This window comes from Roseomonas rosulenta (genome assembly GCF_016106005.1).
GTDB lineage: Bacteria > Pseudomonadota > Alphaproteobacteria > Acetobacterales > Acetobacteraceae > Neoroseomonas > Neoroseomonas rosulenta.
In genome coordinates this window covers 1-20,149 of sequence record NZ_JACADR010000019.1, presented here as the reverse complement: position 1 = coordinate 20,149, position 20,149 = coordinate 1, and the positions used below count along the sequence as shown (strand labels likewise).

At 71.1% G+C, this 20,149-nt stretch carries 21 protein-coding genes and 1 pseudogene; 8 read left to right on the top strand and 14 right to left on the bottom strand.

Features of this window, described 5'->3' with window-relative positions; all coding sequences use genetic code 11:
• Positions 1 to 50 precede the first annotated feature (50 nt).
• The 5 genes from HW578_RS04815 to HW578_RS04795 all read left to right on the top strand — a co-directional run bounded on the left by HW578_RS04815 (position 51) and on the right by HW578_RS04795 (position 5,479).
• Positions 51 to 1,214 (top strand): NAD(P)/FAD-dependent oxidoreductase, encoded by a 1,164-nt coding sequence (locus tag HW578_RS04815; RefSeq protein ID WP_232478675.1) that lies wholly within the window; start codon positions 51 to 53, stop codon positions 1,212 to 1,214.
• The gene (locus HW578_RS04810) at positions 1,211 to 2,191 is read left to right on the top strand and encodes a threonine ammonia-lyase (protein ID WP_198369408.1); all 981 of its coding nucleotides are present in this window, start codon (positions 1,211 to 1,213) and stop codon (positions 2,189 to 2,191) included. Before HW578_RS04815 ends, HW578_RS04810 begins: the two co-directional genes overlap by 4 nt.
• Complete coding sequence (locus HW578_RS04805; protein WP_198369407.1) at positions 2,191 to 2,823, top strand: DUF1345 domain-containing protein; 633 nt, start codon at positions 2,191 to 2,193, stop codon at positions 2,821 to 2,823. Before HW578_RS04810 ends, HW578_RS04805 begins: the two co-directional genes overlap by 1 nt.
• Before the next feature lie 71 nt (positions 2,824 to 2,894).
• The gene (locus HW578_RS04800) at positions 2,895 to 3,884 is read left to right on the top strand and encodes a Bug family tripartite tricarboxylate transporter substrate binding protein (RefSeq protein WP_198369406.1); all 990 of its coding nucleotides are present in this window, start codon (positions 2,895 to 2,897) and stop codon (positions 3,882 to 3,884) included.
• Positions 3,881 to 5,479, top strand: coding sequence for a GMC family oxidoreductase (locus HW578_RS04795; protein ID WP_198369405.1), 1,599 nt, complete (start codon positions 3,881 to 3,883; stop codon positions 5,477 to 5,479). Before HW578_RS04800 ends, HW578_RS04795 begins: the two co-directional genes overlap by 4 nt.
• Here HW578_RS04795 and HW578_RS04790 read toward each other — a convergent pair whose 3' ends face one another.
• From HW578_RS04790 to HW578_RS04740, 12 genes are all read right to left on the bottom strand, one after another.
• Positions 5,480 to 6,298, bottom strand: a complete 819-nt coding sequence (locus tag HW578_RS04790; RefSeq protein ID WP_198369404.1) for a sulfotransferase domain-containing protein — start codon at positions 6,296 to 6,298, stop codon at positions 5,480 to 5,482. It lies immediately after the preceding gene.
• Positions 6,291 to 7,778: a carboxypeptidase M32 gene (locus tag HW578_RS04785; protein WP_198369403.1), complete on the bottom strand. Its 1,488-nt coding sequence runs from the start codon at positions 7,776 to 7,778 to the stop codon at positions 6,291 to 6,293. Before HW578_RS04785 ends, HW578_RS04790 begins: the two co-directional genes overlap by 8 nt.
• Positions 7,759 to 8,457, bottom strand: a complete 699-nt coding sequence (locus tag HW578_RS04780) for an SURF1 family protein (RefSeq protein WP_198369402.1) — start codon at positions 8,455 to 8,457, stop codon at positions 7,759 to 7,761. The genes HW578_RS04785 and HW578_RS04780 overlap by 20 nt, the downstream gene beginning before the upstream one ends.
• Before the next feature lie 49 nt (positions 8,458 to 8,506).
• Positions 8,507 to 8,692, bottom strand: coding sequence for a hypothetical protein (locus tag HW578_RS04775; protein WP_198369401.1), 186 nt, complete (start codon positions 8,690 to 8,692; stop codon positions 8,507 to 8,509).
• Between the two features lie 19 nt (positions 8,693 to 8,711).
• Complete coding sequence (locus HW578_RS04770) at positions 8,712 to 9,077, bottom strand: DUF983 domain-containing protein (protein ID WP_198369400.1); 366 nt, start codon at positions 9,075 to 9,077, stop codon at positions 8,712 to 8,714.
• A gap of 153 nt (positions 9,078 to 9,230) precedes the next feature.
• Positions 9,231 to 10,091, bottom strand: coding sequence for a cytochrome c oxidase subunit 3 (locus tag HW578_RS04765; protein ID WP_198369399.1), 861 nt, complete (start codon positions 10,089 to 10,091; stop codon positions 9,231 to 9,233).
• A 147-nt stretch (positions 10,092 to 10,238) separates the two neighbouring features.
• Entirely contained in the window at positions 10,239 to 10,838 is a 600-nt protein-coding gene (locus HW578_RS04760; RefSeq protein ID WP_198369398.1) for a cytochrome c oxidase assembly protein, read from the bottom strand.
• Positions 10,835 to 10,963 carry a hypothetical protein gene (locus HW578_RS28180; protein ID WP_255528965.1) on the bottom strand — a complete coding sequence of 43 codons (129 nt, stop codon included), beginning with the start codon at positions 10,961 to 10,963 and terminating at the stop codon, positions 10,835 to 10,837. Before HW578_RS28180 ends, HW578_RS04760 begins: the two co-directional genes overlap by 4 nt.
• Positions 10,960 to 11,919: a heme o synthase gene (locus HW578_RS04755; protein WP_198369397.1), complete on the bottom strand. Its 960-nt coding sequence runs from the start codon at positions 11,917 to 11,919 to the stop codon at positions 10,960 to 10,962. Before HW578_RS04755 ends, HW578_RS28180 begins: the two co-directional genes overlap by 4 nt.
• A gap of 25 nt (positions 11,920 to 11,944) precedes the next feature.
• Positions 11,945 to 13,537, bottom strand: a complete 1,593-nt coding sequence (gene ctaD / locus HW578_RS04750; RefSeq protein WP_198369396.1) for a cytochrome c oxidase subunit I — start codon at positions 13,535 to 13,537, stop codon at positions 11,945 to 11,947.
• A 22-nt stretch (positions 13,538 to 13,559) separates the two neighbouring features.
• On the bottom strand, positions 13,560 to 14,453 hold the full coding sequence (coxB, locus tag HW578_RS04745) for a cytochrome c oxidase subunit II (protein WP_198369395.1): 894 nt from the start codon (positions 14,451 to 14,453) through the stop codon (positions 13,560 to 13,562).
• A gap of 268 nt (positions 14,454 to 14,721) precedes the next feature.
• A complete protein-coding gene (locus tag HW578_RS04740) occupies positions 14,722 to 15,012 on the bottom strand; it encodes a hypothetical protein (protein ID WP_232478674.1) in 291 nt (96 codons plus the stop codon).
• A 564-nt stretch (positions 15,013 to 15,576) separates the two neighbouring features.
• Here HW578_RS04740 and HW578_RS04735 point away from each other — a divergent pair.
• The 3 genes from HW578_RS04735 to HW578_RS04725 all read left to right on the top strand — a co-directional run bounded on the left by HW578_RS04735 (position 15,577) and on the right by HW578_RS04725 (position 19,504).
• The gene (locus HW578_RS04735) at positions 15,577 to 16,776 is read left to right on the top strand and encodes a hypothetical protein (RefSeq protein ID WP_198369393.1); all 1,200 of its coding nucleotides are present in this window, start codon (positions 15,577 to 15,579) and stop codon (positions 16,774 to 16,776) included.
• 98 nt (positions 16,777 to 16,874) lie between these two features.
• Positions 16,875 to 18,452, top strand: a complete 1,578-nt coding sequence (locus tag HW578_RS04730) for an ABC transporter substrate-binding protein (RefSeq protein WP_198369392.1) — start codon at positions 16,875 to 16,877, stop codon at positions 18,450 to 18,452.
• 5 nt (positions 18,453 to 18,457) lie between these two features.
• Positions 18,458 to 19,504, top strand: a complete 1,047-nt coding sequence (locus HW578_RS04725) for a phosphotriesterase family protein (RefSeq protein ID WP_198369391.1) — start codon at positions 18,458 to 18,460, stop codon at positions 19,502 to 19,504.
• Between the two features lie 40 nt (positions 19,505 to 19,544).
• Here the strand turns inward: HW578_RS04725 and HW578_RS04720 are convergent.
• Positions 19,545 to 19,928 (bottom strand): annotated as a pseudogene (locus tag HW578_RS04720) (winged helix-turn-helix domain-containing protein); the annotation flags it as partial.
• A gap of 90 nt (positions 19,929 to 20,018) precedes the next feature.
• Positions 20,019 to 20,149: ATP-binding protein (locus HW578_RS04715; protein WP_232478676.1), on the bottom strand; the 131-nt coding region annotated here is incomplete at its 5' end.

Below are 20,149 nucleotides of genomic sequence, written 5' to 3'. Positions count from 1 at the left end.
GGTTAGTCAGGGATCAACGCGCATGGCAACGACCTTACGACATGTAACCAATGTCGCTTGCCCCTCGCGGGGCCTCGGCGCAGGCTGATGCGATGGTCAGCCATGCCTTCGATGCCCTTGTCATCGGTGCCGGGATCGCCGGCGCGACAGCCGCCGCGCATCTCTCCACCACCCGCCGCGTCGCACTCCTGGAAGCCGAGGAGAGTGCCGGCTACCATGCCACCGGCCGTTCCGCGGCGATCTGGATCCGCAACTACGGCAGCCCCGATGCGCGCATTCTCACCGCTGCGTCGCGCGCCTTCTTCGAATCGCCGCCGCCGGGCTTCGCCGACGCGCCACTGATGCGCCCGCGCCCCGTCGTGCACCTCGCCCCGCCCGACCAGGTGGACCAGCTGCGCGCGATGATCGCCGAAGGCGACGACATGCACGAGATCGCGCTGGCCGAGGTGCAGGCCATGGTCCCCGCGCTGCGCCCTGGCTACGCCGCCATGGCCGCGATCGAATCCGATTGCTTCGACATCGATGTCGCCGCCATGCACCAGGGCTTCCTGCGCCAAGCGCGCGCCGCCGGCGGCACGCTCGCGCTGCGTGCGCGCGCCGGGCGCATATGGCGCGAGGCCGGCGCCTGGCACGCCGAGACCGCCAGCGGCGCGATCTTCTCCGCCCCCGTCATCGTCAACGCCGCCGGCGCCTGGGGCGACGAGGTCGCGCGGATCGCCGGGCTCGACCCGATCGGCCTGCAGCCCAAGCGCCGCACCGCCTGCATCGTCGATCCGGGGGATTACGACTGCACCGAGTGGCCGCTGCTCGGCGATGCCGGCCACGGCTGGTACGTGCGCGCCGAAGCACGGCGGAAACTCATGGTCAGCCCCGCCGACGAGACCGACACCGCCCCCTACGACGCGCAGCCCGACGAATACGACGTGGCGGTCGCGATCGACCGCATGCAGCGCGCACTCGACATCCCGGTCGCGCGCATCGAGCATCGCTGGGCCGGCCTCAGGACCTTCACGCCGGATCGCGGCCTCGCGATCGGCGAAGGCGCCGAACCCGGCTTTTTCTGGATGGTCGGCCAGGGCGGCTACGGCATGCAGACGGCACCCGCCGCCGGCGCGCTGCTGGCCGCACTGGTCGATGGACGCAACCCCGGCGCACTGGCGGCCGCCGTGCCGCTGTGCGACCCGCGACGCTTCGCGCGGAGGCAAGCGGCATGAGCGAGACACTACCGAGCTTCGAGGATGTGCGCGCCGCCGCCGAGCGGCTGTCCGGGCGCATCCTGCGCACGCCGCTGCTGCGTCACCCCCTGCTCGACGAGATCACCGGCGCGACGGTGCTGGTGAAGCCCGAGCCGCTCCAGCGCACAGGCTCCTTCAAGCTGCGCGGCGCGACCAATGCCGCGCTGATGCTCGACGCCGCGGCGCGGCGCGGGGGCATCGTGACGCATTCCTCGGGCAATCACGGCCAGGCCTGCGCAGCGGCCGCGCACATGCTCGGCATGAAGGCGACCATCGCCATGCCGACCGATGCGCCTTCCATCAAGGTGGCTGCGACGAAGCGCTGGGGCGCGGAGGTCGTCGCCTTCGACCGCCACAGCGTGGACCGCGACGCGCTGGCCGAGAACCTGGCCGCCGAGCGCGGCGCTACCATCATCCCGCCCTTCGACCACCCGCATGTCATCGCCGGCCAGGGCACCGTCGCGCTGGAACTGATCGAGGATGCGGCGACCCTTGGCCTGGTCCCCGATGCGGTCGCCATCTGCACCGGCGGCGGCGGGCTGACGGCGGGCTGCGTACTGGCGCTCGAAGCCCTCGCGCCCAAGGCCGAGGTCTGGGCGGTGGAGCCGGAAGGCTGGGACGACACGAAGCGATCCCTGGAGGCCGGGCGCCGCGTGGCCAACGGCGTCACCGGCAGCAACCTGTGCGACTCGCTGCTCTCGAAGCAGCCCGGCGCGCTGACCTTCGCGATCAACCACCGCCACCTGGCCGGCGGCGCCGTGGTGACCGAGGCCGAGGTGTTCCGCGCCATGCGCTTCGCCTTCGAACACCTGAAGATCGTGGTGGAACCCGGCGGCGCGGTGGCGCTCGCCGCCGTACTGGCGGGCAAGGTCGCAGTGCGCGGCGGCGTGGTCGGCGTCGTGATCAGCGGCGGCAATGTCGATCCGGCGGTCTTCGCGCGCGCCCTGGCAGCCTGATGCCGCTACGGCGGACGCTGCGGCACCGGCCATCGCTTGTCGTGGCGCTGGCCGTGTTGCTGTTCGCCGGGATGCTTGCCAGGCTGATCCTGGGATACTCGCTGCGGCCCGCGTTCCTGGTGGGATGGTGCGCGGGTGCCGCGACGCATGCGGCGCTGCTGGTACGGCACCTGCTGGTCACGCCACCGGAGCGGATGCGCGATCATGCGGCGCTGCTCGAGGATAGCCGCTGGGCGATCATCGGTGCGTCTCTCACCGCAGCCTTCGCCGCGCTGCTCGGCGTCGTCACCGAGATCGGCGGCGGCGCGCACCAGGCGCATTCCTGGCCGCTCGGCGTCGCCACGATCACGCTGTCCTGGATCTACCTGCACGTGCTGTTCGCGGTGCACTACGCGCATGCCTATTGGCTGGCCGGCGGCGGCCTCGAATTCCCCGGCGGGCGGGAGCCCGACTGCCTGGAGTTCCTCTACCTCAGCTTCACCGTGGGGATGACGGCGCAGGTCTCGGACGTGACGACATCCTCCCCGGCGATGCGCCGCATGGTGCTGGCGCATGGCCTGGCGGCCTTCACCTTCAACGCCGCAATCCTGGGCGTCGCCGTCAACCTGCTGGCGGGCAGCGCGACGGGTTGACGAACGGCTTGTGCACGGTCCCGTTCGGCGCTTCCCTGGGGCCAACGACAACCGCCCTGGGAAATGTCCTCATGCAACGCCGCAGCCTGATCGCCCTCGCCGTTCTTGCCGCCCCCGCCGTGGCGCGCGCGCAGGCCTTCCCCGACCGCACCATCACGCTGGTCAGCGGCTTCGCGCCGGGCGGGTCCACCGACATCACGGCGCGGCTGCTGGCGGACCGCATGCAGGGCTTCCTCGGCCCCAATGCGCGCATCGTGGTGGAGAACCGCCCCGGCGCATCCGGCACGGTCGCGGCCGAATGGCTGCGCCGCCAACCGGCCGACGGGCACGTGCTGATGCTGAACGAGGCGTCGTCCCACGTGCTGATCCCGAACGCGATGCAGGGTGGGACGCGCTACAACCCGATCGAGGACTTCACCCATGTCGGCATGGTGGCGAACGGGCCGCTGATCCTGGTGGCGAAGCCCAACTTCCCGGCGGCGAATGCGGCCGAAGCGGTGGCGAAGCTGCGCGCCGGGCCGCAGGACGACATGCCCTATGCCTCCTCCGGCGTCGGCTCCATTCCGCATTTCGCCGGCGAGGCGATCGCCGTCTCGCTCAACCTCGGCGGCCGCTTCGCGCATGTGCCCTATCGCTCGGGCGGGCTGATGGTCGAGAGCATCGCGCGCGGCGAGACCGCCTGGGGTGTCGCGGTGCTCGCCTCCGCCGCGGCGCAGGTGCGCGACAACCGGGTGCGCGGCATCGCGCTGACCGGGCTCGAGCGCTTCCCCGCCTTCCCCGATATCCCGACCCTCGCGGAATCCGGCATTCCTGGCTTCGACCTCGGCAACTGGTTCTCGGTGGTGGGCCCGCCGCGCATGCCCGCGGCGGCGACCGAGGCGCTGAACCGCGCCATCAACCAGGCGCTGCGCGACCCGCAGCTCAACGACCGCTTCCTGGTCGCCGGCATCACGCCCTGGACGCGCGCCAATACGCCGGCCGACACGCGCGCCTTCTTCGTCGCCGAGCTCGAGAAGTTCAAGGGCGTGGTGGAGCGCACCGGCGTGCGCATGGAGCCGTGAGCGCAGCCAGCGACGCCGCTGCCGACATCGTCGTCATCGGCGGCGGCTCGGCCGGCTGCATCCTCGCTGCACGGCTGAGCGAGGACGCATCCTGCCGCGTCCTGCTGCTCGAAGCAGGGCCACCCGATCGGGACATCTGGATCAGCCTGCCGGCCGGCTACGCGAAGCTCTATGGCAGCGGCAAGTACGATTGGCGCTACGAGACCGAGCCCGAACCCAACCTCGACGACCGCCGCATGCACTGGCCGCGCGGGCGCGTGCTGGGCGGGTCAGGCAGCGTGAACGGCCTGGTATTCCTGCGCGGCTCGCCGCACGACTACGACCGCTGGGCGCAGGCCGGCGCGACCGGCTGGGCCTATGCGGATATCGAGCCCGTCTTCCGCCGCATCGAGCACTGGGACGGCGCGCCCGATCCCTCGCGCGGCGCGGATGGCGCCATCCATGTGCGCGAGCCGCGGAAGCTAGCCCCCGCTGCGGCCGCCTTCGTGGAGTCCTGCATCGCCGCCGGCCTGCCGCGCAACGCCGACTGGAACAACGGCCAGCCGATCGACGGCGCCGGCCCCGTGCAGCTCAACGTGAATGGCGGCACGCGCTCCTCGACCGCGAAGGAATACCTGCGCCCCGCCATGAAGCGCCCCAACCTGCGCATCGAGACCGGCGTGCTCGCCACGCGCATCGTGGTCGAGGCCGGCCGCGCCGTTGCCGTGGAGGCGCTGCAGAACGGCCAGAAGGTGACCTTCCGCGCTGCGCGCGAGATCGTCTGCTCGGCCGGCGCGATCGAGACGCCGAAGCTGCTGATGCTCTCGGGCATCGGCGACGGCGCGGCGCTGCAGGGCCTCGGCATCCCGGTGGTGCATCACAGCCCGGGCGTCGGGCGCAACCTGCAGGACCACCTCATCGCGAAGTTCATCTACCGCTCGAAGCCCTGCGGCACGCTGAACGAGATCCTGCAGTCGCCGCTGCGGAAGGCGAAGATGGGCCTCGACTACCTGCTCTCGCGCTCGGGCCCGCTCGCGATCGGCGCCGGCGAGGCGAATGCCTTCGCGCGCGTCACACCCGGCGCCGAGGAAGCGGAGGTGCAGTTCCTCTTCGTGAACTTCTCGACCTTCGACTACATGAAGGGCCTGCAGGACTTTCCCGGCTTCATGTTCAACTACGGCGCCTGCCGGCCGGACAGCCGCGGCGAGGTCTTCCTGAAATCCCCGGACGTACGCGAGAAGCCCGGCATCCGCGCCAACTACCTCGACCATCCGAACGACGTGCGCGTCATGCTGGGCGCCGCGCGGCTCGGCCGGCGCATCGCGCAGCAGGGCCCGCTCGCCGCGCTGATCAAGGAGGAGCTGCGCCCCGGCCCGGAGGCCACGACCGACGAGGCGATCCTGCAGAACATCCGCGCCACCGCCGGCACCGTCTTCCACCCCTGCGGCACGGCGGCGATGGGCAGCGTGCTCGATCCGCAGCTGCGCCTGCGCGGGATCGACGGGCTGCGCGTGGCGGATGCCTCGGCCTTCCCGCTCATCCCCTCGCCCAACATCCAGCCGGCGGTCATGCTGGTGGCGGAACGCGCCGCGGCCTTCATCCGCGCCGCGGCCTGATCAGGCGTAGCCGAACATCGTAAGCCAGCGCGCCAGGATGCGGTCGATCTGCGCGCGCTGCTTCTCGCCCAGCTCCTCCCGGTGGTTCCCCGGTGCGACCTGGCGGATATGCGCGGACGGGTCGGGCCTGGCGGGGCGCACGTCGTGGCGGTCGGCGATGCGATCCCGCGCCTCCTGCGGGATGGCCCAGCCGAACCAGGCGCAGATCGCCTCCACCCATTCGCGCTTGCGGAAGATCACGTCCTCGTAGCGGAAAACGGCGGTCTGGGATCCGTGCATGATGCCGCTGCCGAGCAGCCGGTCGTATTGCGCATCGAGCCCGCGCGCGGCCTGCAGCACATGCGCATCCTTGCCCCGCTCCAGCGCCTGGCTGCGCGCCTTCGCCATGAAGTGCTCGCCCTGCTCGGCCTTGGGAACCACATGGCTCTGCGTGATCGAGTACCAGTGCGAGACCGCCATGTCGCGCGGATCGCGCACCAGCACCACGCAGCGCGCCGCCCCCAGGATCGGGATGGCATAGGGCGGCGGGCCGCGGAAGCCGCCGTAGCAATAGCCGCGCGGGCGGAACAGCGTGCCGGCCTCATGCGGCTGCTCGGTCAGGCGAAGCCCGTTGATGAAGAAGAAGTCCTGCAGCGAGACATACGCGAGGCCCGCCTGCGGCGCGAGATCCTGCAGCAGCGCGAACAGCAGCGTCGATCCCGCCTTGGGCAGCGACATCGCCACCACGGAGGGCGCATCGGAGAGCGCGGGCGGCAGGTCCGGCAGGCGGATGCCGCTCGGTGCGAAGCGGAAGCGCAGCGCCTCCAGCGCGTCAGGCATCCAGGTAGCGTGCCCGCAGGTGGTCCATGAAGTCCTGCGGGTCGAGCGGCTTGCCCGTCGCCGCGCGCAGCAGGTCCTGGAAGCCCAGCAGCGATCCCTTGCCATGCACATGCACGCGCAGCCAGGACAGCAGCGGCGCCATGTCCCCCTGCGCGAGTGCGGCATCGAGACCCGGCTCCGCCGCGCGCGCCGCCTTCATCAGCTGCGCCGCCGCCATCGCCCCCAGCGTGTAGGACGGGAAGTAGCCGAAGGCGCCGTCGTGCCAGTGGATGTCCTGCAGGCAGCCCTTCGCGTCATCGGGCGGCGTGATGCCGAGCATGCGCTGCAGACCCTCGTTCCAGGCACCCGGCAGGTCACTGACCTCGAGCGTGCCCTGGATCATCGCGCGCTCGAGCCGGAAGCGCAGGATCACATGCGCGGGATAGGTGATCTCGTCGGCATCGACGCGGATGAAGCCGCGCGCCACGCGCCGCCACTGCGACGCCAGGTTCGGGGCCGCGTAGGCCGCCGCATCGCCGCCGAAGGCCTTGCGCAGCTCGCCCCCGAGGAAGCGCAGGAAGGCATCCGACCGGCAGGCCTGCATCTCGACGATCAGCGACTGCGATTCATGCGCGGCCATGCCTGCCGCCTCGCCCACCGGCTGGCGCGCGAAGGCCTGCGGCAGGCCGCGTTCGTACAGCGCGTGGCCGGTCTCGTGCAGCACGCCGAGCAGCGCCTTCGCGACATCGTGCTCGTCGTAGAAGGTGGTGATGCGCACATCGGTCGGCGTGCCGCCGCAGAAGGGATGCAGCGATTCATCGAGGCGCGCGTGGTCGTAGTCGAGCCCGATGCGCGCCGAGAGCCGCCGGCACAATTCGCGCTGCACCGGCACCGGGAACGGACCGGGCAGCGGCACCGGCGCGGGCCGCGCGGCCTGGATCGCCTCGGCGCGCGGCAGCGCATCGGCCAGGAAGGCCTCGTAGGCGGCGAAGACAGGTTCGACATCGGCGGCGGTGACGCCGCGCTGGTAGCCATCCATCAGCGCGTCATAGGGGTCCATCGACAGCGCGGCGGCGAGCGCCTGCGCGGTCTCGCGCTGCAGGCGCACGACCTCGGCCAGCGCCGGCGCAACGCGGGCGAAGTCGGCCTGCGCCTTGGCCTCGCGCCAGATCTTCTCGCAGGCCGAATTGGCGCGCGCGGTGGCTTCCACCAGCTCGGTCGGCAGGGCGGTGGCGCGGGCATGGGCGCGCACCATCAGCGCCAGGTTCGCCTCCTCCCACAGGCCTTCGCCGCGCGCGATCTCGAGGTCCTCGGCGACCACGGGCGCGGTCAGCAATTCGTGCGACAGGCCGGCCAGCGCGGCGAGCTGCTCCCCGCGCGCCGCACCGCCGCCCGGCGGCATCATGGCCGAGGCGTCCCAGTGCAGCATGGCGGCGGCCTCGCCCAGCGCGGCAATGCGCGCGAAGCGGGCCTTGAGGCGCTCATAGGCGGGGTTGTGCATCGCGTATTCCGTCCTTCAGCCGCCGCCGCGCCCAGGCCAGGAACACCCCGGCGAGCGCGACGGCCAGGCCGTACCAGGTGATGGCATAGCCCAGGTGGTTGTTCGAGGGGCGCGGCATCCGCCGGTCGGGATCGGGCAGGGCGCGGCCCTCGCCCAGCGCCACCAGCGCGAAGGGGTAGGCCGGCGCAAGCCCGATCGCGGCCGCGATCGCCGCCGGGTCGAAGGTGTAGAAGCGCCGCGCCGCCGCGTCGTCGGTGGCAGAGAACATCCCGATGCGCTCGGCCGGGCGGACCCAGGCGGTGACGCGCACCGCACCCTCCGGCCGGTCGATCGGCCCGCGGGGTTCGAGCGGCACCCAGCCGCGATCGACCAGCACCGCAGGCGCGCCGTCGCGCAGCAGCGGCGTGACCAGCCGCGCGCCGAGCGTGGCGCCGCGCACCTCGAGCCCGACCAGCGCCTCCCGCCCATGGTCGAAGCGCCCGGCGGCCTCGACGCGGCTGAAGGGCAGCGGATCGGGCGGCAGCGGCGTGGCGGGGCCGGCCTCGGCGGCATCGATTCGGGCCAGGATGCCCGCCTTCCAGGTCAGGCGTTGCGCCTGCCAGGTGCCCAGGCCGAGCAGCGCCGCCATCACCGGCAGCACCACGAGCAGGGGAATCAGGATGGGGCGCAGCCGGGCCATGGCCCGGGCTATAGGCGCTGCGCCGCGCGGCCGGAAGACCGCGACCGGGTCAGCCGTCGCCGCCTTCGTAGCGGTCCTGGCCAGGGTCCGGCCGCAGGCCGCCCAGCACCCAGCCGAGCATGGCCCCGGTGGCGGCGAGTCCGGGCATCCAGCCGGCCTCGGCCTCGAAGGTGAAGGCCAGGGGGCAGGCGACGATGGCGCCCGCCAGGGCAAGGACGATGCGCAGACCCGGCATCCGGCGCCTGCATTGGCTGTCAGCCCGCGTCCGGCGGCGAGGGATCGCGGCGATGGCGCCATTGCAGCGCCGCCAGCGCCGCCTTGGCCACGCGCATGGTGATGACCGACAGCGGCAGCACGATCGCCGGCCACAGCACGGCATGGACCCAGAGCGGCGGCGCGAAGCGAACATCGACCCAGATGGCGAGGCCGACGGTCAGCGCGCCGATGACGAAGATGCCCGCCACCGCCGGCCCGTCGCCAGCGTCATGGGCGCGCAGGTCGAGGCCGCAGGAGTCGCAAGTGTCGCGTATATCGAGCAGGCCGCGGAACAGGGCCCCCTGCCCGCAGCGCGGGCAGCGCCCGAGCAGCGCAACCTTCCAGAGCGGTGCCTCGGTCGTCATGCGGGACCTCGCCAAACGGATACGGCCCGAGGCGCAGCCTCGGGCCGGGAGCGCGCGGCGCGACCGTGCCCCGCCTGGCAGGCGCCGCCTACGCGCCAGCGCGTGGCGCGTAAGCCAGGCCGCCGGTTGGCGGTGCCGTCGCTCGAGGTCACATCAGTGCGCTGCGATGACGCCGGCGCCCCACCAGTAGATGCAGACGAACAGGAACAACCACACCACGTCCACGAAGTGCCAGTACCAGGCCGCGGCCTCGAAGCCGAAATGCCTCTCGGGCGTGAAGTGCCCCTTCATGGCGCGGAACAGGCAGACGGCGAGGAAGGTGGTGCCCACCATCACGTGGAAGCCGTGGAAGCCGGTGGCGAGGAAGAAGGTCGAGGAATAGACCCCGCCGCCCGCGAACTTGAACGGCGCCAGGGAGTATTCCCACGCCTGCAGCGTGGTGAACAGGATGCCGAGCATCACCGTCAGCGCCAGGCCCTGGATCAGCGCCTTGCGATCGTTCTGGATCAGCGCCGCATGCGCCCAGGTGACCGTGCAGCCCGACAGCAGCAGGATCATGGTGTTGAGGAAGGGCAGGCCCCAGGGGTCGAAGGTCTCGATCCCGCGCGGCGGCCAGATCGGCGGCGCGGCAGCGCCCGAGACGTGCTCCGGATAGAGCGCGAAGTGGAAATACGCCCAGAAGAACGCGACGAAGAACATCACCTCGGAGGCGATGAACAGCGCCATGCCGTAGCGCAGGCCGATGCGCACGATCGGCGAGTGCAGGCCGGGCGTCGCGCTCTCCTTCAGGACGTCGCGCCACCACATGAACATGGTGCCGAGCACCATCGCGAGGCCGAGCCAGAACACCCAGGTTACCGACGAATGCGCCCAGAGGATGATGCCGAGCACCAGCGCGCCTCCGCCGAAGGCGCCGGTCAGCGGCCAGGGCGACGGATCGACCAGGTGATAGGGGTGCTTGTAGTGAGGCGCCGCGTCGCCGTGGGGCGCCTCGGCCTGGGTGGTGCTGGCCATCGGAATTCCTGGACCTCGGATCCTGCGCAGGGGAGAGACGCCCCCGCCCGTTTCGCGCCGCATCAATCCCGAAAAGCCAGGGCGGATCAAGCCCGCCGGCGGCATGATCGGACGGTCCCGCGCGGCGGCGCCGCGCGCGGGACCGGCTCAGTTGGTGCGCGCCCCCGCCCGGCCGACATGCGGCCCCGCATTGGCCAGCGCGCCGGCGCGCTGCGCGTCCTCGATGGTGCGGTAGAAGGTGTAGGACAGCGTGATGGTGGTGACGTCGCGCGTGTTGGGGTCCTCCGCGATGCGCGGATCCACCCAGAAGGAGACCGGCATGTCCACGCGCTGGCCGGGGGCGAGCGTCTGCTCGTCGAAGCAGAAGCACGCGACCTTGTGGAAGTAGCGCCCGACCTTCTCCGGCGTGACGTTATAGACGGAAATGCCGGTGACCGGCGTCTCGGCGCGGTTCGCGGCGGTGTAGAAGGCAAGGCCTTCCTCGCCAAGGTGCACCGTCATGGACGTCTGTTCGGCCTGGAAGTGCCAGGGCAGGGAGCGGTCGGTCTGCGCGGCGAAGCGCACCGTGATGCTTCGATCGGTCGCCCCCGGCGCGGCAAGCCCGCGCTGCACCGTGCCGTTGTAGCCCGTCACGCGGCAGAACAGGTCATAGAGCGGTACCGCGGCGAAGGACAGGCCAACCATGCCGGCGGCCACGCCGCCCATGACCAAACCCAGTCGGCGGTTGCGCTGGCGCAGGTCGCTCATCCGCGCAGGATCCGCGCCATGCCGACGAAGTAGAACAGCACCGACATCCCCACCAGCACCAGCAGGATGGCGATGTTGCGCCCGCGCCGGCGCTTGTGGAACAGGGCGAGCTCCTCGGGCGTCATGCGCCAAGCACCAGCCGGTCGAGCGCCAGCGCGCCGAACAGCACGAACAGGTAATACAGCGAGAAGCGGAAGCAGGCCTTGGCCGGCGCGTCCCGCGTCAGGCTGCGCCCGGCCTCGTCCTGCGCGTCGCGTAGAACCGCCAACGCATGGCGCAGGAACATCGCGCCCAGCACGGCCGCCACCGCCGCATAGGCCGGCCCGGCGAAGCCGACCAGCCAGGGTGCGAGGCCGAGCGGCGCCAGCAGCACGGTGTAGAACATGATCTGGCGGCGGGTCTCCCGCGCGCCGGCGGTCACCGGCAGCATGGGCACGCCGGCGCGCGCGTAGTCGTCATGCGCCCAGAGCGACAGCGCCCAGAAATGCGGCGGCGTCCAGGCGAAGACGATGGCAAACAGGATGATCGGCACCAGCGTGACATCGCCCGTCACCGCAGCCCAGCCGATCACCGGCGGGAAGGCGCCGGCCGCGCCCCCGATGACGATGTTCTGTGGCGTGCGCCGCTTCAGCCACATTGTGTAGACGAAGACGTAGAAAGCGATGGACAGCGCCAGGATCGCGGCCGCCGCCAGGTTGGTCGCCATCCACATCACGGTGACCGAGCCGACCGCAAGCCAGATGCCGAAGGCGAGCGCCGCGCGCGGCGCGATGCGCCCGTCGGGGATGGGCCGCTTCGCCGTGCGGCGCATCACCGCGTCGATGTCGCGGTCGAACCACATGTTGATGGCACCCGCGGCGCCCGAGGCCACGGCGATGCACAGGATGGCCGTCACCGCCAGCACCGGCGGCATCGCGAGCGCACCGGGCGCGACCAGCAGCCCGACCACGCCCGAGAAGACCACGAGCGTCATGACGCGGGGCTTCAGCAGCGCGATCCAGTCGCGCACCTCCGACATGTCATGCGACGCAGGAAGGGGGGCGGCGCCCCCCTGTCCCGGTTCCAGCGCGGTGTCGCTCATGGCGGCTCCGTTGGGCCGAGCGCCCTCAGCGGACGCGCGGCAGCTCGTCGAAGGAGTGGAAGGGCGGCGGCGAGGAGACCTGCCATTCCAGCGTGGTCGCCCCCGGACCCCACGGGTTGGCCGCAGCCTTCTCGCCGGTGCGGAAGGTCAGCCAGACCACGTAGAGGAACAGGATGAGCGACGCCGCCGAGATGTAGGACCCGACCGAAGCGATGAAGTTCCACGCCGTCAGCGCCTCCGGATAGTCAGGGTAGCGGCGCGGCATGCCCTGGTTGCCCGAGAAGTGCATCGGGAAGAAGGTCAGGTTCACGCCGACGAAGGTCAGCCAAAAATGCACCTTGCCCCAGTACTCCGGGTACTGCCGGCCGCTCATCTTGCCGATCCAGTAGTAGAAGCCGGCATAGATGCTGAACACGGCGCCGAGCGACAGCACGTAGTGGAAATGCGCCACTACGTAGTAGGTGTTGTGCAGGATCTGGGTGATCGGCGCGTTGGCCAGCACCACGCCGGTCACGCCGCCCACGGTGAACAGGAAGATGAAGCCGATGGCAAACAGCATCGGCGTCTTCAGCTCGATCGACCCGCCCCACATCGTTGCGATCCAGGAGAAGATCTTGATGCCGGTGGGCACGGCGATGACGAGCGTCGCGGCCATGAAGTAGGCGCGGGTGTCCACGTCCATGCCGGACTGGAACATGTGGTGCGCCCACACCACGAAGCCGACGAAGCCGATCGCCACCATGGCGTAGGCCATGCCGAGGTAGCCGAAGACGGGCTTGCGGCTGAAGGTGCTGACCACGTGGCTGATGATGCCGAAGCCCGGCAGGATCATGATGTAGACTTCGGGGTGGCCGAAGAACCAGAACAGGTGCTGGAACAGCACCGGGTCGCCGCCGCCCTCGGGCTTGAAGAAGGCCGTGCCGAAGTTGCGGTCGGTGATGAGCATGGTGATGGCACCCGCCAGCACCGGCACCGCCAGCAGCAGCAGGAAGGCGGTGACCAGCATCGACCACACGAACAGCGGCATCTTGTGCAGGGTCATGCCCGGCGCGCGCATGTTCAGGATGGTGGTGATGAAGTTGGCCGCGCCCATGATCGACGACGCACCCGCCAGATGCAGCGAGAACAGCGCCAGGTCCATCGCCATGGAGGGGTGGAACTGATTCGAGGACAGCGGCGGATAGATCGTCCAGCCCGCCCCCGGCCCTTCCCCGACGAACAGCGAGGCGCCGAGCAGCAGGAAGGCCGGCACCAGCAGCCAGAAGCTGATGTTGTTCATGCGCGGGAAGGCCATGTCCGGCGCGCCGATCATCAACGGCACGAACCAGTTGCCGAAGCCGCCGATCAGCGCCGGCATGACCACGAAGAACACCATGATCAGCCCGTGGGCCGACACGAAGGTGTTCCACATCTGGCCATCGGAGAAGATCTGCATCCCCGGGTGCTGCAGCTCGATGCGCATCAGCACGGACAGGCCGACGCCGATCACCCCCGCGAAGAGCGCGAAGATGATGTAGAGCGTCCCGATATCCTTGTGGTTGGTCGAGAACAGCCAGCGGTTGACGAAACCGGGCTTGTGGTCGTGGTGGTCGTGATGCGCGTCGGTTGCGGTGGCCATGTCTGTCCTCATCGGTCGCGCCTCAGCGGCGCGCCTCCGCGATCTGAAGGCTGTCGGTCTGCTCGGGGGCGGCGGCCTGCGCGGGGGCGGGCGCGTCGTCGGCGCGGGCGAAGCGCGTGCGCGCCTGCGCCACCCATGTCTCGAATTCTGCCTGCGGCACGGCACGCACCGCGATCGGCATGAACCAGTGGTTGGTGCCGCAGATCTGGTTGCACTGGCCGTAGAACACGCCCTCGCGGTCGGCGCGCATCCAGGTCTCGAGCGCGCGGCCCGGGATCGTGTATTTCTGGATGCCGAGCGCCGGCACGAAGAAGGAATGGATCACGTCGTAGCCGGTGGTCAGCACCCGGACGTCCACGCCGACCGGGATCACCAGTTCGTTGTCGACCGCCAGGCGGTACAGGTGGCGGCGCTCCGGCGGCAGCTGGTCCTCCGCCAGGGGGTAGCTGTCGAAGTTGAAGTTGCCGTGGTCCGGATAGGTGTAGTTCCAGTACCACTGGCGCCCCTGAACGCTGATGGTCAGCCCCGGATCCGGCGCACGGTCCTGCTTGTAGATCAGCTGGAACGACGGAATGGCGATGACCACGAGGATCAGGACGGGCACCACCGTCCAGGCCACTTCCAGAAGCGTGTTGTGGCTGACCTTGGACGGCGTCGGGTGCACCTCGGCACGGAAGCGCCACACGCAATAGGCCAGGAGCGCGAGAACGAAGACCGTGATCGCGACGATGATGGCGAAGACCAGGCTGTTGAAGCTGCTGATCCAGTCCTTGATGATCCCGCCAGACGGCTGCAGGCCCACGCCCCAGGGCGCCGGCGCGCCCACCATGCCTTGCGCCAGGGCCGGCCCGGCCGCCATGGCCAGGACCAGACCGAGCATTGCCGCCCAGAGGCGCTTCGCATCGCTCAACCGCATCACCATTCCCCGGGCGCGTTGACCGCGCCGCCACGCCTGAAACATGCGCGCCCGCCGATGGACCGGACGCGGGCGGACCATAGTCGCGCCACCCCGCACCACACAAGTGAGCACGCCGCGTGAAACGCCAATCCCGCGACGGCATCTTGTCGGCGTTTCGGCGTCCTCGCGGGGCCGCCGACCAACGCCGTGCGGCAGCGCCATCTCCGTGCACCGCGCCACGGCAGCAGCGGGTGCTGCGCCGGCGACGCGCCGCGCTGCCGCTGCGTCAGGGGCGCGGGCCGCGCGGGGCAATCCACACGCCGCCCGGCACCGGCCAGGGCTGCGCGGGCTGGATGGTCGGGTCGGGCGGGCAGATCGGGCGCATCACGCCGCAATCCCACGCGAATCGGTCGGGCCGGCCGGTCAGCTGGCCGCCGCGCTCGAAGCGGCATTCGCACAGCTTGCCGGCAAGGCAGGCCGTCTGGCCCTCGGTCTCGGTGGTGCAGGCGGGCGGGGCCTGGGCGGCGGCGGGGGCGGGGGCGGCGGCCAGCAGGACAAGCAGCAGCATCTTGCGCATTGCCGTAGCCTGCGCCGCAAAGATTGCCGTCCGGTGCATGCTGCGGCCCGCGAGGCGCTGCCGCCGCGCGCCCCTCTCTCGCGGCACGGCACGGCATGATTCGGCGTAGGCTCCCTGGCTGGCCCCGGCGTGCATCAGTGCCGGTGCCACGATCCAGGGTCGGCTGATCCATGGGCCCGCTGCGCATCCTGATGCATGCGGCGAGGCGGTTCCGCTATCCGCCATCTCGCATGCATGCGCGCATCCTCGCCGTGGTGGTCGTGCCGGCCCGGCTTCCCGTATCGGGGGCTGGCCCGACTGGGCGCGCGTGGAGCATCGGGGCGCGCCGCATGCCCGCCCTTGAGGTGGCGCAGGACCGCGCATCCCGCCAACGCTCAATCAACGGCTTGACGCGCCCCCCATCGCCGGGAGTAGGAGACTTGACCGGCATCAAGACCGGCACCGGCCGCGCGGCCCCGCGCAGCGCCGCCGGAGGTTGGGATAGGCAGACCTGATCGACCGGCGCCCGCTCGGCGCCGGATCTCAGACCCCATTCGGGGCCGCCGTGAGACGTGAGGCCGCGCCATGTCCCTTGCCGACCCATCCCCCGACACTGCCGTTCCGGCCGCCTTTGCCCGCCTGTGCGGCGGCCGCGCCTGGTCCGCGCGCCTGGCCGACCTCACGCGTCGCACCCAGTCGGGCGCGCTGTCCGGTCGCGCCGCGCAGCAGCGCCATGCCCTGGAATTCACGCTCGCCCGCGCGGCGGATCCGCGCGCGGCAGGGCGCCTTTCGCCGGCCGAACGCCGCGTGCTGGCCTTCGCGCAGGATGCCGTGCGCCTGGCCCGCAGCCTGCCCGAGGCGCCGCGCGCCCGCCTGCGCGCCCTGGTGCAGGAAGGCCTGACCGGCGAGGCGACGCTGATCCCGCTGTTCCACCTGCTGCGCACCGCCGCGCTGTTCCGCGCGCGCGGTTTCGCCGTGGAGTTCGCCGGCCTCGCCGAGGACGCCCCCTTCGACCTGCGCGTGACGCGCGAGGGCGTGGCCGCCGAGGTCGCCTGCGAGACCGTCTCGGCCGAGGACGGCCGCCCGGTGCATCGCGGCGACTGGTGCGCGCTGGTCGATCGCGTGAACCCGGAGCTGCAGACCTGGCTTGCCGCCCATCCCGGCCGCTACCTGCTCAAGATGACGCTGCCCGAGGGCCTGTCCGGCCCCGACAAGGCGGTCGAGCTGCAGGGCCGCATCATGGCCCTGCTGGCCGAGCAGCGGCGGCAGGATGCCAGCGCCGACGCCGTGCTGAAGCTCGACCCGCTGGTGCTGGCCGGGGCGCAGGCCGGCGCCACTCTGCCGCGCAGCCTGCGCGCCCAGTTCGGGCCGGAGGCGCACCTCGCCGTCACCGGCGACCCCGCCGGCGGGTCGGTCTTCGTCATGGCGGCACGCGCGGGGCGTGAGAACGCGGTGGCCGAGGCGGTGGTCGGGCGCATGCGCCTCGCCGCGGAAAGCCGGCTCACGGGTGCGGCGCCGGGCATCCTCGCGATGTTCGTCGATGACCTCGACCGCGGCGAATGGCGGTCCCTGCGCGAGACGCTGGAGCTGGAAGGCGCCACGCGCCGCTTCCTGACCGAGACCGCGGCGCGGCGCGTGGTCGCGGCGGTCTGCGCCTCGCGCATGGAAATGTTCGGCATGGCGCCGCCCGATGCGGCGGAGGATGGCGAGCTGCGCTTCCGCAACCCGTCGCACCCGGCCGGCAAGCTCGCGGCGCTGGCCCCGGCGGTGACATCCTCGATGTAGGGGGGCGCGCCGCCCGGCCGCCTTGTCGCGGGGATGGCGCCGGTGTCACTCTCGTGTGCGCCCGCCCGCCGGCGGGACGACCAGCAGGAGACACCCCCATGCGCCGTCGGTCCTTCCTCGCTGCCGCCGCGTCGCTGCCCGCCGCGCCGGCGCTCGCGCAGAACGCGCGGGCGCGCACGCTGCGCTTCGTGCCGCAGGCCAACCTCACCTCGCTCGACCCGATCTGGACCACCGCCGCGGTCACCGAGAACCATGGCTGGACGGTCTACGACACGCTGTATGGCATGACCGACGACCTGCGCGTGCAGCCGCAGATGGCCGAGGGACACACGGTATCCGACGACGGGCTCACCTGGTCGATCCGCCTGCGCGAAGGGCTGCGCTTCCACGATGGCGAGCCGGTGAGCGCGCAGGACTGCGCGCCCTCCCTGGCACGATGGTCGCGGCGCGACACCTTCGGCCAGTCGCTCGGCGCCGTGGTCGATGCCTTCGAGGCGGCGGATGACCGCACCATCCGCATCCGCCTGAAGTCGCGCTTCCCGCTGCTGCTCGAGGCGCTCGCCAAGCCCGCGGCCGTGGTGCCCTTCATGATGCCCGAGCGCCTGGCGCGCACCGACCCCTTCCAGCAGGTGACCGAGGTGATCGGCTCCGGCCCCTTCCGCTTCCTGCGCGACGAGTATGTCTCGGGCTCGCGCGTCGCCTACGCGAAGTTCGACGGCTACGTGCCGCGGCAGGAAGCGGCCTCGCGAACCGCCGGGGGCAAGGTCGCAAACTTCGACCGTGTCGAATGGACCATCATGCCCGACAGCGCGACCGCTTCGGCGGCGCTGCAGGCGGGCGAGATCGACTGGTGGGAGCAGATCAACGCCGACCTCGCGCCGCGCCTGCGCCGCACGCGCGGGGTCGAGGTCGCGGTGCTGAATACGCTCGGCTACATCGGCGTGGCGCGCTTCAACCACTTGCACGCACCCTTCAACAATCCGGCCATCCGCCGCGCGCTGCTGGGTGCGATCACGCAGGAGGATTTCCTGCGTGGCGTCACCGGCAACGACCCCTCGGCCTTCAAGCAGTGCCTGTCGATGTGGCCCTGCGGCACGACCTATGAGAGCACCGCCGCGAACACCGCGATGCAGGGTCCGCGTGACCTCGACGCCGTGCGCGCCGCGATCCGCGCGGCGGGCTACAACAACGAGAAGGTCGTCATCATCAACCCGACCGACTTCCCGACCATCGGCCCCTTCGGCCAGATCATGGCGGACCTGCTGAAGCGGGTCGGCATGAACGTGGACCTGGTCGAGACCGACTGGGGATCCGTGGTGCAGCGCCGCGCCAGCAAGGAACCGCCCGAGCGCGGCGGGTGGTCGATCTTCCACACCTGGTGGCCGGGCGTGTCCATCATCAACCCCGCGGTCAACGCCACGCTGCGCGGACAGGGCGATCGCGGCTGGTTCGGCTGGTACGACAATCCGCGCGTCGAGGAGGCCGCATCCCAGTGGCTGCTCGCCGAGACGGAGGCCGAGCAGAAGCGCCTGGCCGACGTGATCCAGCGCGAATCCTTCGAGAACGTGCCGGTGCTGCCGCTCGGACAGTTCTTCATCTCGACCGCCTATCGCACCGGGCTGACGGGCTTCGTGCCGGGGTCCGGCGCCTATCCGTGGAACATCCGGCGAGGCTGAGGGCGATGCCGCGGCTGACGCGCGACGAGATGCGGGGCAAGGCCCAGACGGTGCTGGGCCTGGTCGATCCCGCGGTGCTGGGCAGCACCCTGATGCACGAGCACCTGATCTGGGACATCCGACCGCCCGCCATCCGCGACCGCGACCCGGGCGAGGAACCAGGCCTGGCGAACCACTGGGGCATGAGCAGCTCGACCGCCGCATCGCCCGCGAACGCCTGGCAGCCTAGCGTCGAGGTTGCGACCGAGGCGGTGGCCGAGGCCGTGGCGGCCGGCTGCGAGACCATCGTGGAACTGTCGATCGGCGGGCTCTCGCCCGACCCGGACGGGCTGGTGCAGGTGGCGCAGGCCACCGGCTGCCACATCGTCATGGGGTGCGGCCATTATGTCGAGGACTACCAGTTCCCCGAGAACCACACGCGGAGCATCGACGACTTCGCCGCGGAGATGGTGGCGCAGGTGCAGGAAGGGATGTGGGGCACGCAAGTGCGCGCCGGGCTGATCGGCGAGATCGGCTGCCAGGGAGCCTGGACGCCGCTCGAGCGCCGGGTGATGGAAGCCGCGCTGATCGCCCAGCAGGAGACCGGTGCGGCACTGACCATCCACCCCGCCCGCCGCCAGGACAGCCCGCAGGAGGTGATGGATTTCATCGCCGCGCGCGGCGGCGACCCGTCGCGCACCATCATGGACCATATCGACCGCACCATCATGGACGACGACGCGCTGTTCCGCCTGGCGGATACCGGCGTGGTGCTCGAATGGGATTTGTTCGGCCAGGAGAGCAGCCTCTATGTCCACAACCTGGACGTGGACATGCCCAATGACGCGGGCCGCCTGCGCGCCATCCGCAAGGTGCTGGACCGCGGGCACCGCGGCCAGGTGGTCATCAGCCACGACATCTGCCACCGCGCGCACATGACGCGCTGGGGCGGCTGGGGCTACGCCCATATCCATCGCACCGTGCTGCCGCTGATGCGGCGGCGCGGCTTCAGCGAGGCCGAGATCCGCGAGATCCTGGTGGACACCCCGCGCCGCCTGCTGACCTTCGCCTGACACCCGGCCCGGCGGCCCCGGCGGCCGCCGGCGTGGCGGATCAGGCCGCGCGCATGTCCATCGGCACGGCGGGCATGCCCGTCGCGGCGGCACTGCCCGGCTGCCAGGCGGCGCCGCGCCCCATGGATGGATCGCGCAGCACATAGCCCCGCCCCCAGACCGTGCCGATCAGGTCGGTGGCGCCAGCCTGCGCGAGCTTCTTGCGCAGCTTGCAGATGAAGACGTCGATGATCTTCACCTCCGGTTCATCGATGCCGCCATAGAGGTGGTTCAGGAAGGCCTCCTTGGTCATCACCACGCCCTTGCGCAGCGCGAGCAGTTCCAGGATGGCGTATTCCTTGCCGGTCAGGTGCACGGCACGGCCATCGACCGTCACCTCGCGCGAGCCGAGGTTCAGGTTGAGCGGGCCTGTCAACGCCGGTTGAATTCTGACCCGCTTTGCGTGGGGTCGCCGATCGAAACCTGACCCATGTGATGCCCGGGGTGGGGCTCGCCCCACCCCGGGCGGCGCCTCTCAACGGCTTTCCTTCTTCGCCATCACGCCTGCCCGGCGCTTGTCCTTCAGCCGATAGCTCTCGCCGCTGATCTGCACGACGGTCGCGTGGTGCAGCAGGCGGTCGAGCATCGCCGCCGTCAGCACCGTCT

What these genes read in the sequence shown, in the direction of transcription:
- HW578_RS04725 (WP_198369391.1), top strand. Translation starts at nt 18,458, where the DNA reads ATGCCGCGGCTGACGCGCGACGAGATGCGGGGCAAGGCCCAGACGGTG.
- HW578_RS28180 (WP_255528965.1), bottom strand. Translation starts at nt 10,963, where the DNA reads ATGACGCCCGAGGAGCTCGCCCTGTTCCACAAGCGCCGGCGCGGGCGC.
- ctaD (WP_198369396.1), bottom strand. Translation starts at nt 13,537, where the DNA reads ATGGCCACCGCAACCGACGCGCATCACGACCACCACGACCACAAGCCC.
- HW578_RS04760 (WP_198369398.1), bottom strand. Translation starts at nt 10,838, where the DNA reads ATGAGCGACCTGCGCCAGCGCAACCGCCGACTGGGTTTGGTCATGGGC.
- HW578_RS04730 (WP_198369392.1), top strand. Translation starts at nt 16,875, where the DNA reads ATGCGCCGTCGGTCCTTCCTCGCTGCCGCCGCGTCGCTGCCCGCCGCG.
- HW578_RS04815 (WP_232478675.1), top strand. Translation starts at nt 51, where the DNA reads ATGTCGCTTGCCCCTCGCGGGGCCTCGGCGCAGGCTGATGCGATGGTC.
- HW578_RS04780 (WP_198369402.1), bottom strand. Translation starts at nt 8,457, where the DNA reads ATGGCCCGGCTGCGCCCCATCCTGATTCCCCTGCTCGTGGTGCTGCCG.
- HW578_RS04770 (WP_198369400.1), bottom strand. Translation starts at nt 9,077, where the DNA reads ATGACGACCGAGGCACCGCTCTGGAAGGTTGCGCTGCTCGGGCGCTGC.
- coxB (WP_198369395.1), bottom strand. Translation starts at nt 14,453, where the DNA reads ATGCGGTTGAGCGATGCGAAGCGCCTCTGGGCGGCAATGCTCGGTCTG.
- HW578_RS04785 (WP_198369403.1), bottom strand. Translation starts at nt 7,778, where the DNA reads ATGCACAACCCCGCCTATGAGCGCCTCAAGGCCCGCTTCGCGCGCATT.
- HW578_RS04810 (WP_198369408.1), top strand. Translation starts at nt 1,211, where the DNA reads ATGAGCGAGACACTACCGAGCTTCGAGGATGTGCGCGCCGCCGCCGAG.
- HW578_RS04740 (WP_232478674.1), bottom strand. Translation starts at nt 15,012, where the DNA reads ATGCGCAAGATGCTGCTGCTTGTCCTGCTGGCCGCCGCCCCCGCCCCC.
- HW578_RS04800 (WP_198369406.1), top strand. Translation starts at nt 2,895, where the DNA reads ATGCAACGCCGCAGCCTGATCGCCCTCGCCGTTCTTGCCGCCCCCGCC.
- HW578_RS04775 (WP_198369401.1), bottom strand. Translation starts at nt 8,692, where the DNA reads ATGCCGGGTCTGCGCATCGTCCTTGCCCTGGCGGGCGCCATCGTCGCC.
- HW578_RS04805 (WP_198369407.1), top strand. Translation starts at nt 2,191, where the DNA reads ATGCCGCTACGGCGGACGCTGCGGCACCGGCCATCGCTTGTCGTGGCG.
- HW578_RS04755 (WP_198369397.1), bottom strand. Translation starts at nt 11,919, where the DNA reads ATGAGCGACACCGCGCTGGAACCGGGACAGGGGGGCGCCGCCCCCCTT.
- HW578_RS04735 (WP_198369393.1), top strand. Translation starts at nt 15,577, where the DNA reads ATGTCCCTTGCCGACCCATCCCCCGACACTGCCGTTCCGGCCGCCTTT.
- HW578_RS04790 (WP_198369404.1), bottom strand. Translation starts at nt 6,298, where the DNA reads ATGCCTGACGCGCTGGAGGCGCTGCGCTTCCGCTTCGCACCGAGCGGC.
- HW578_RS04765 (WP_198369399.1), bottom strand. Translation starts at nt 10,091, where the DNA reads ATGGCCAGCACCACCCAGGCCGAGGCGCCCCACGGCGACGCGGCGCCT.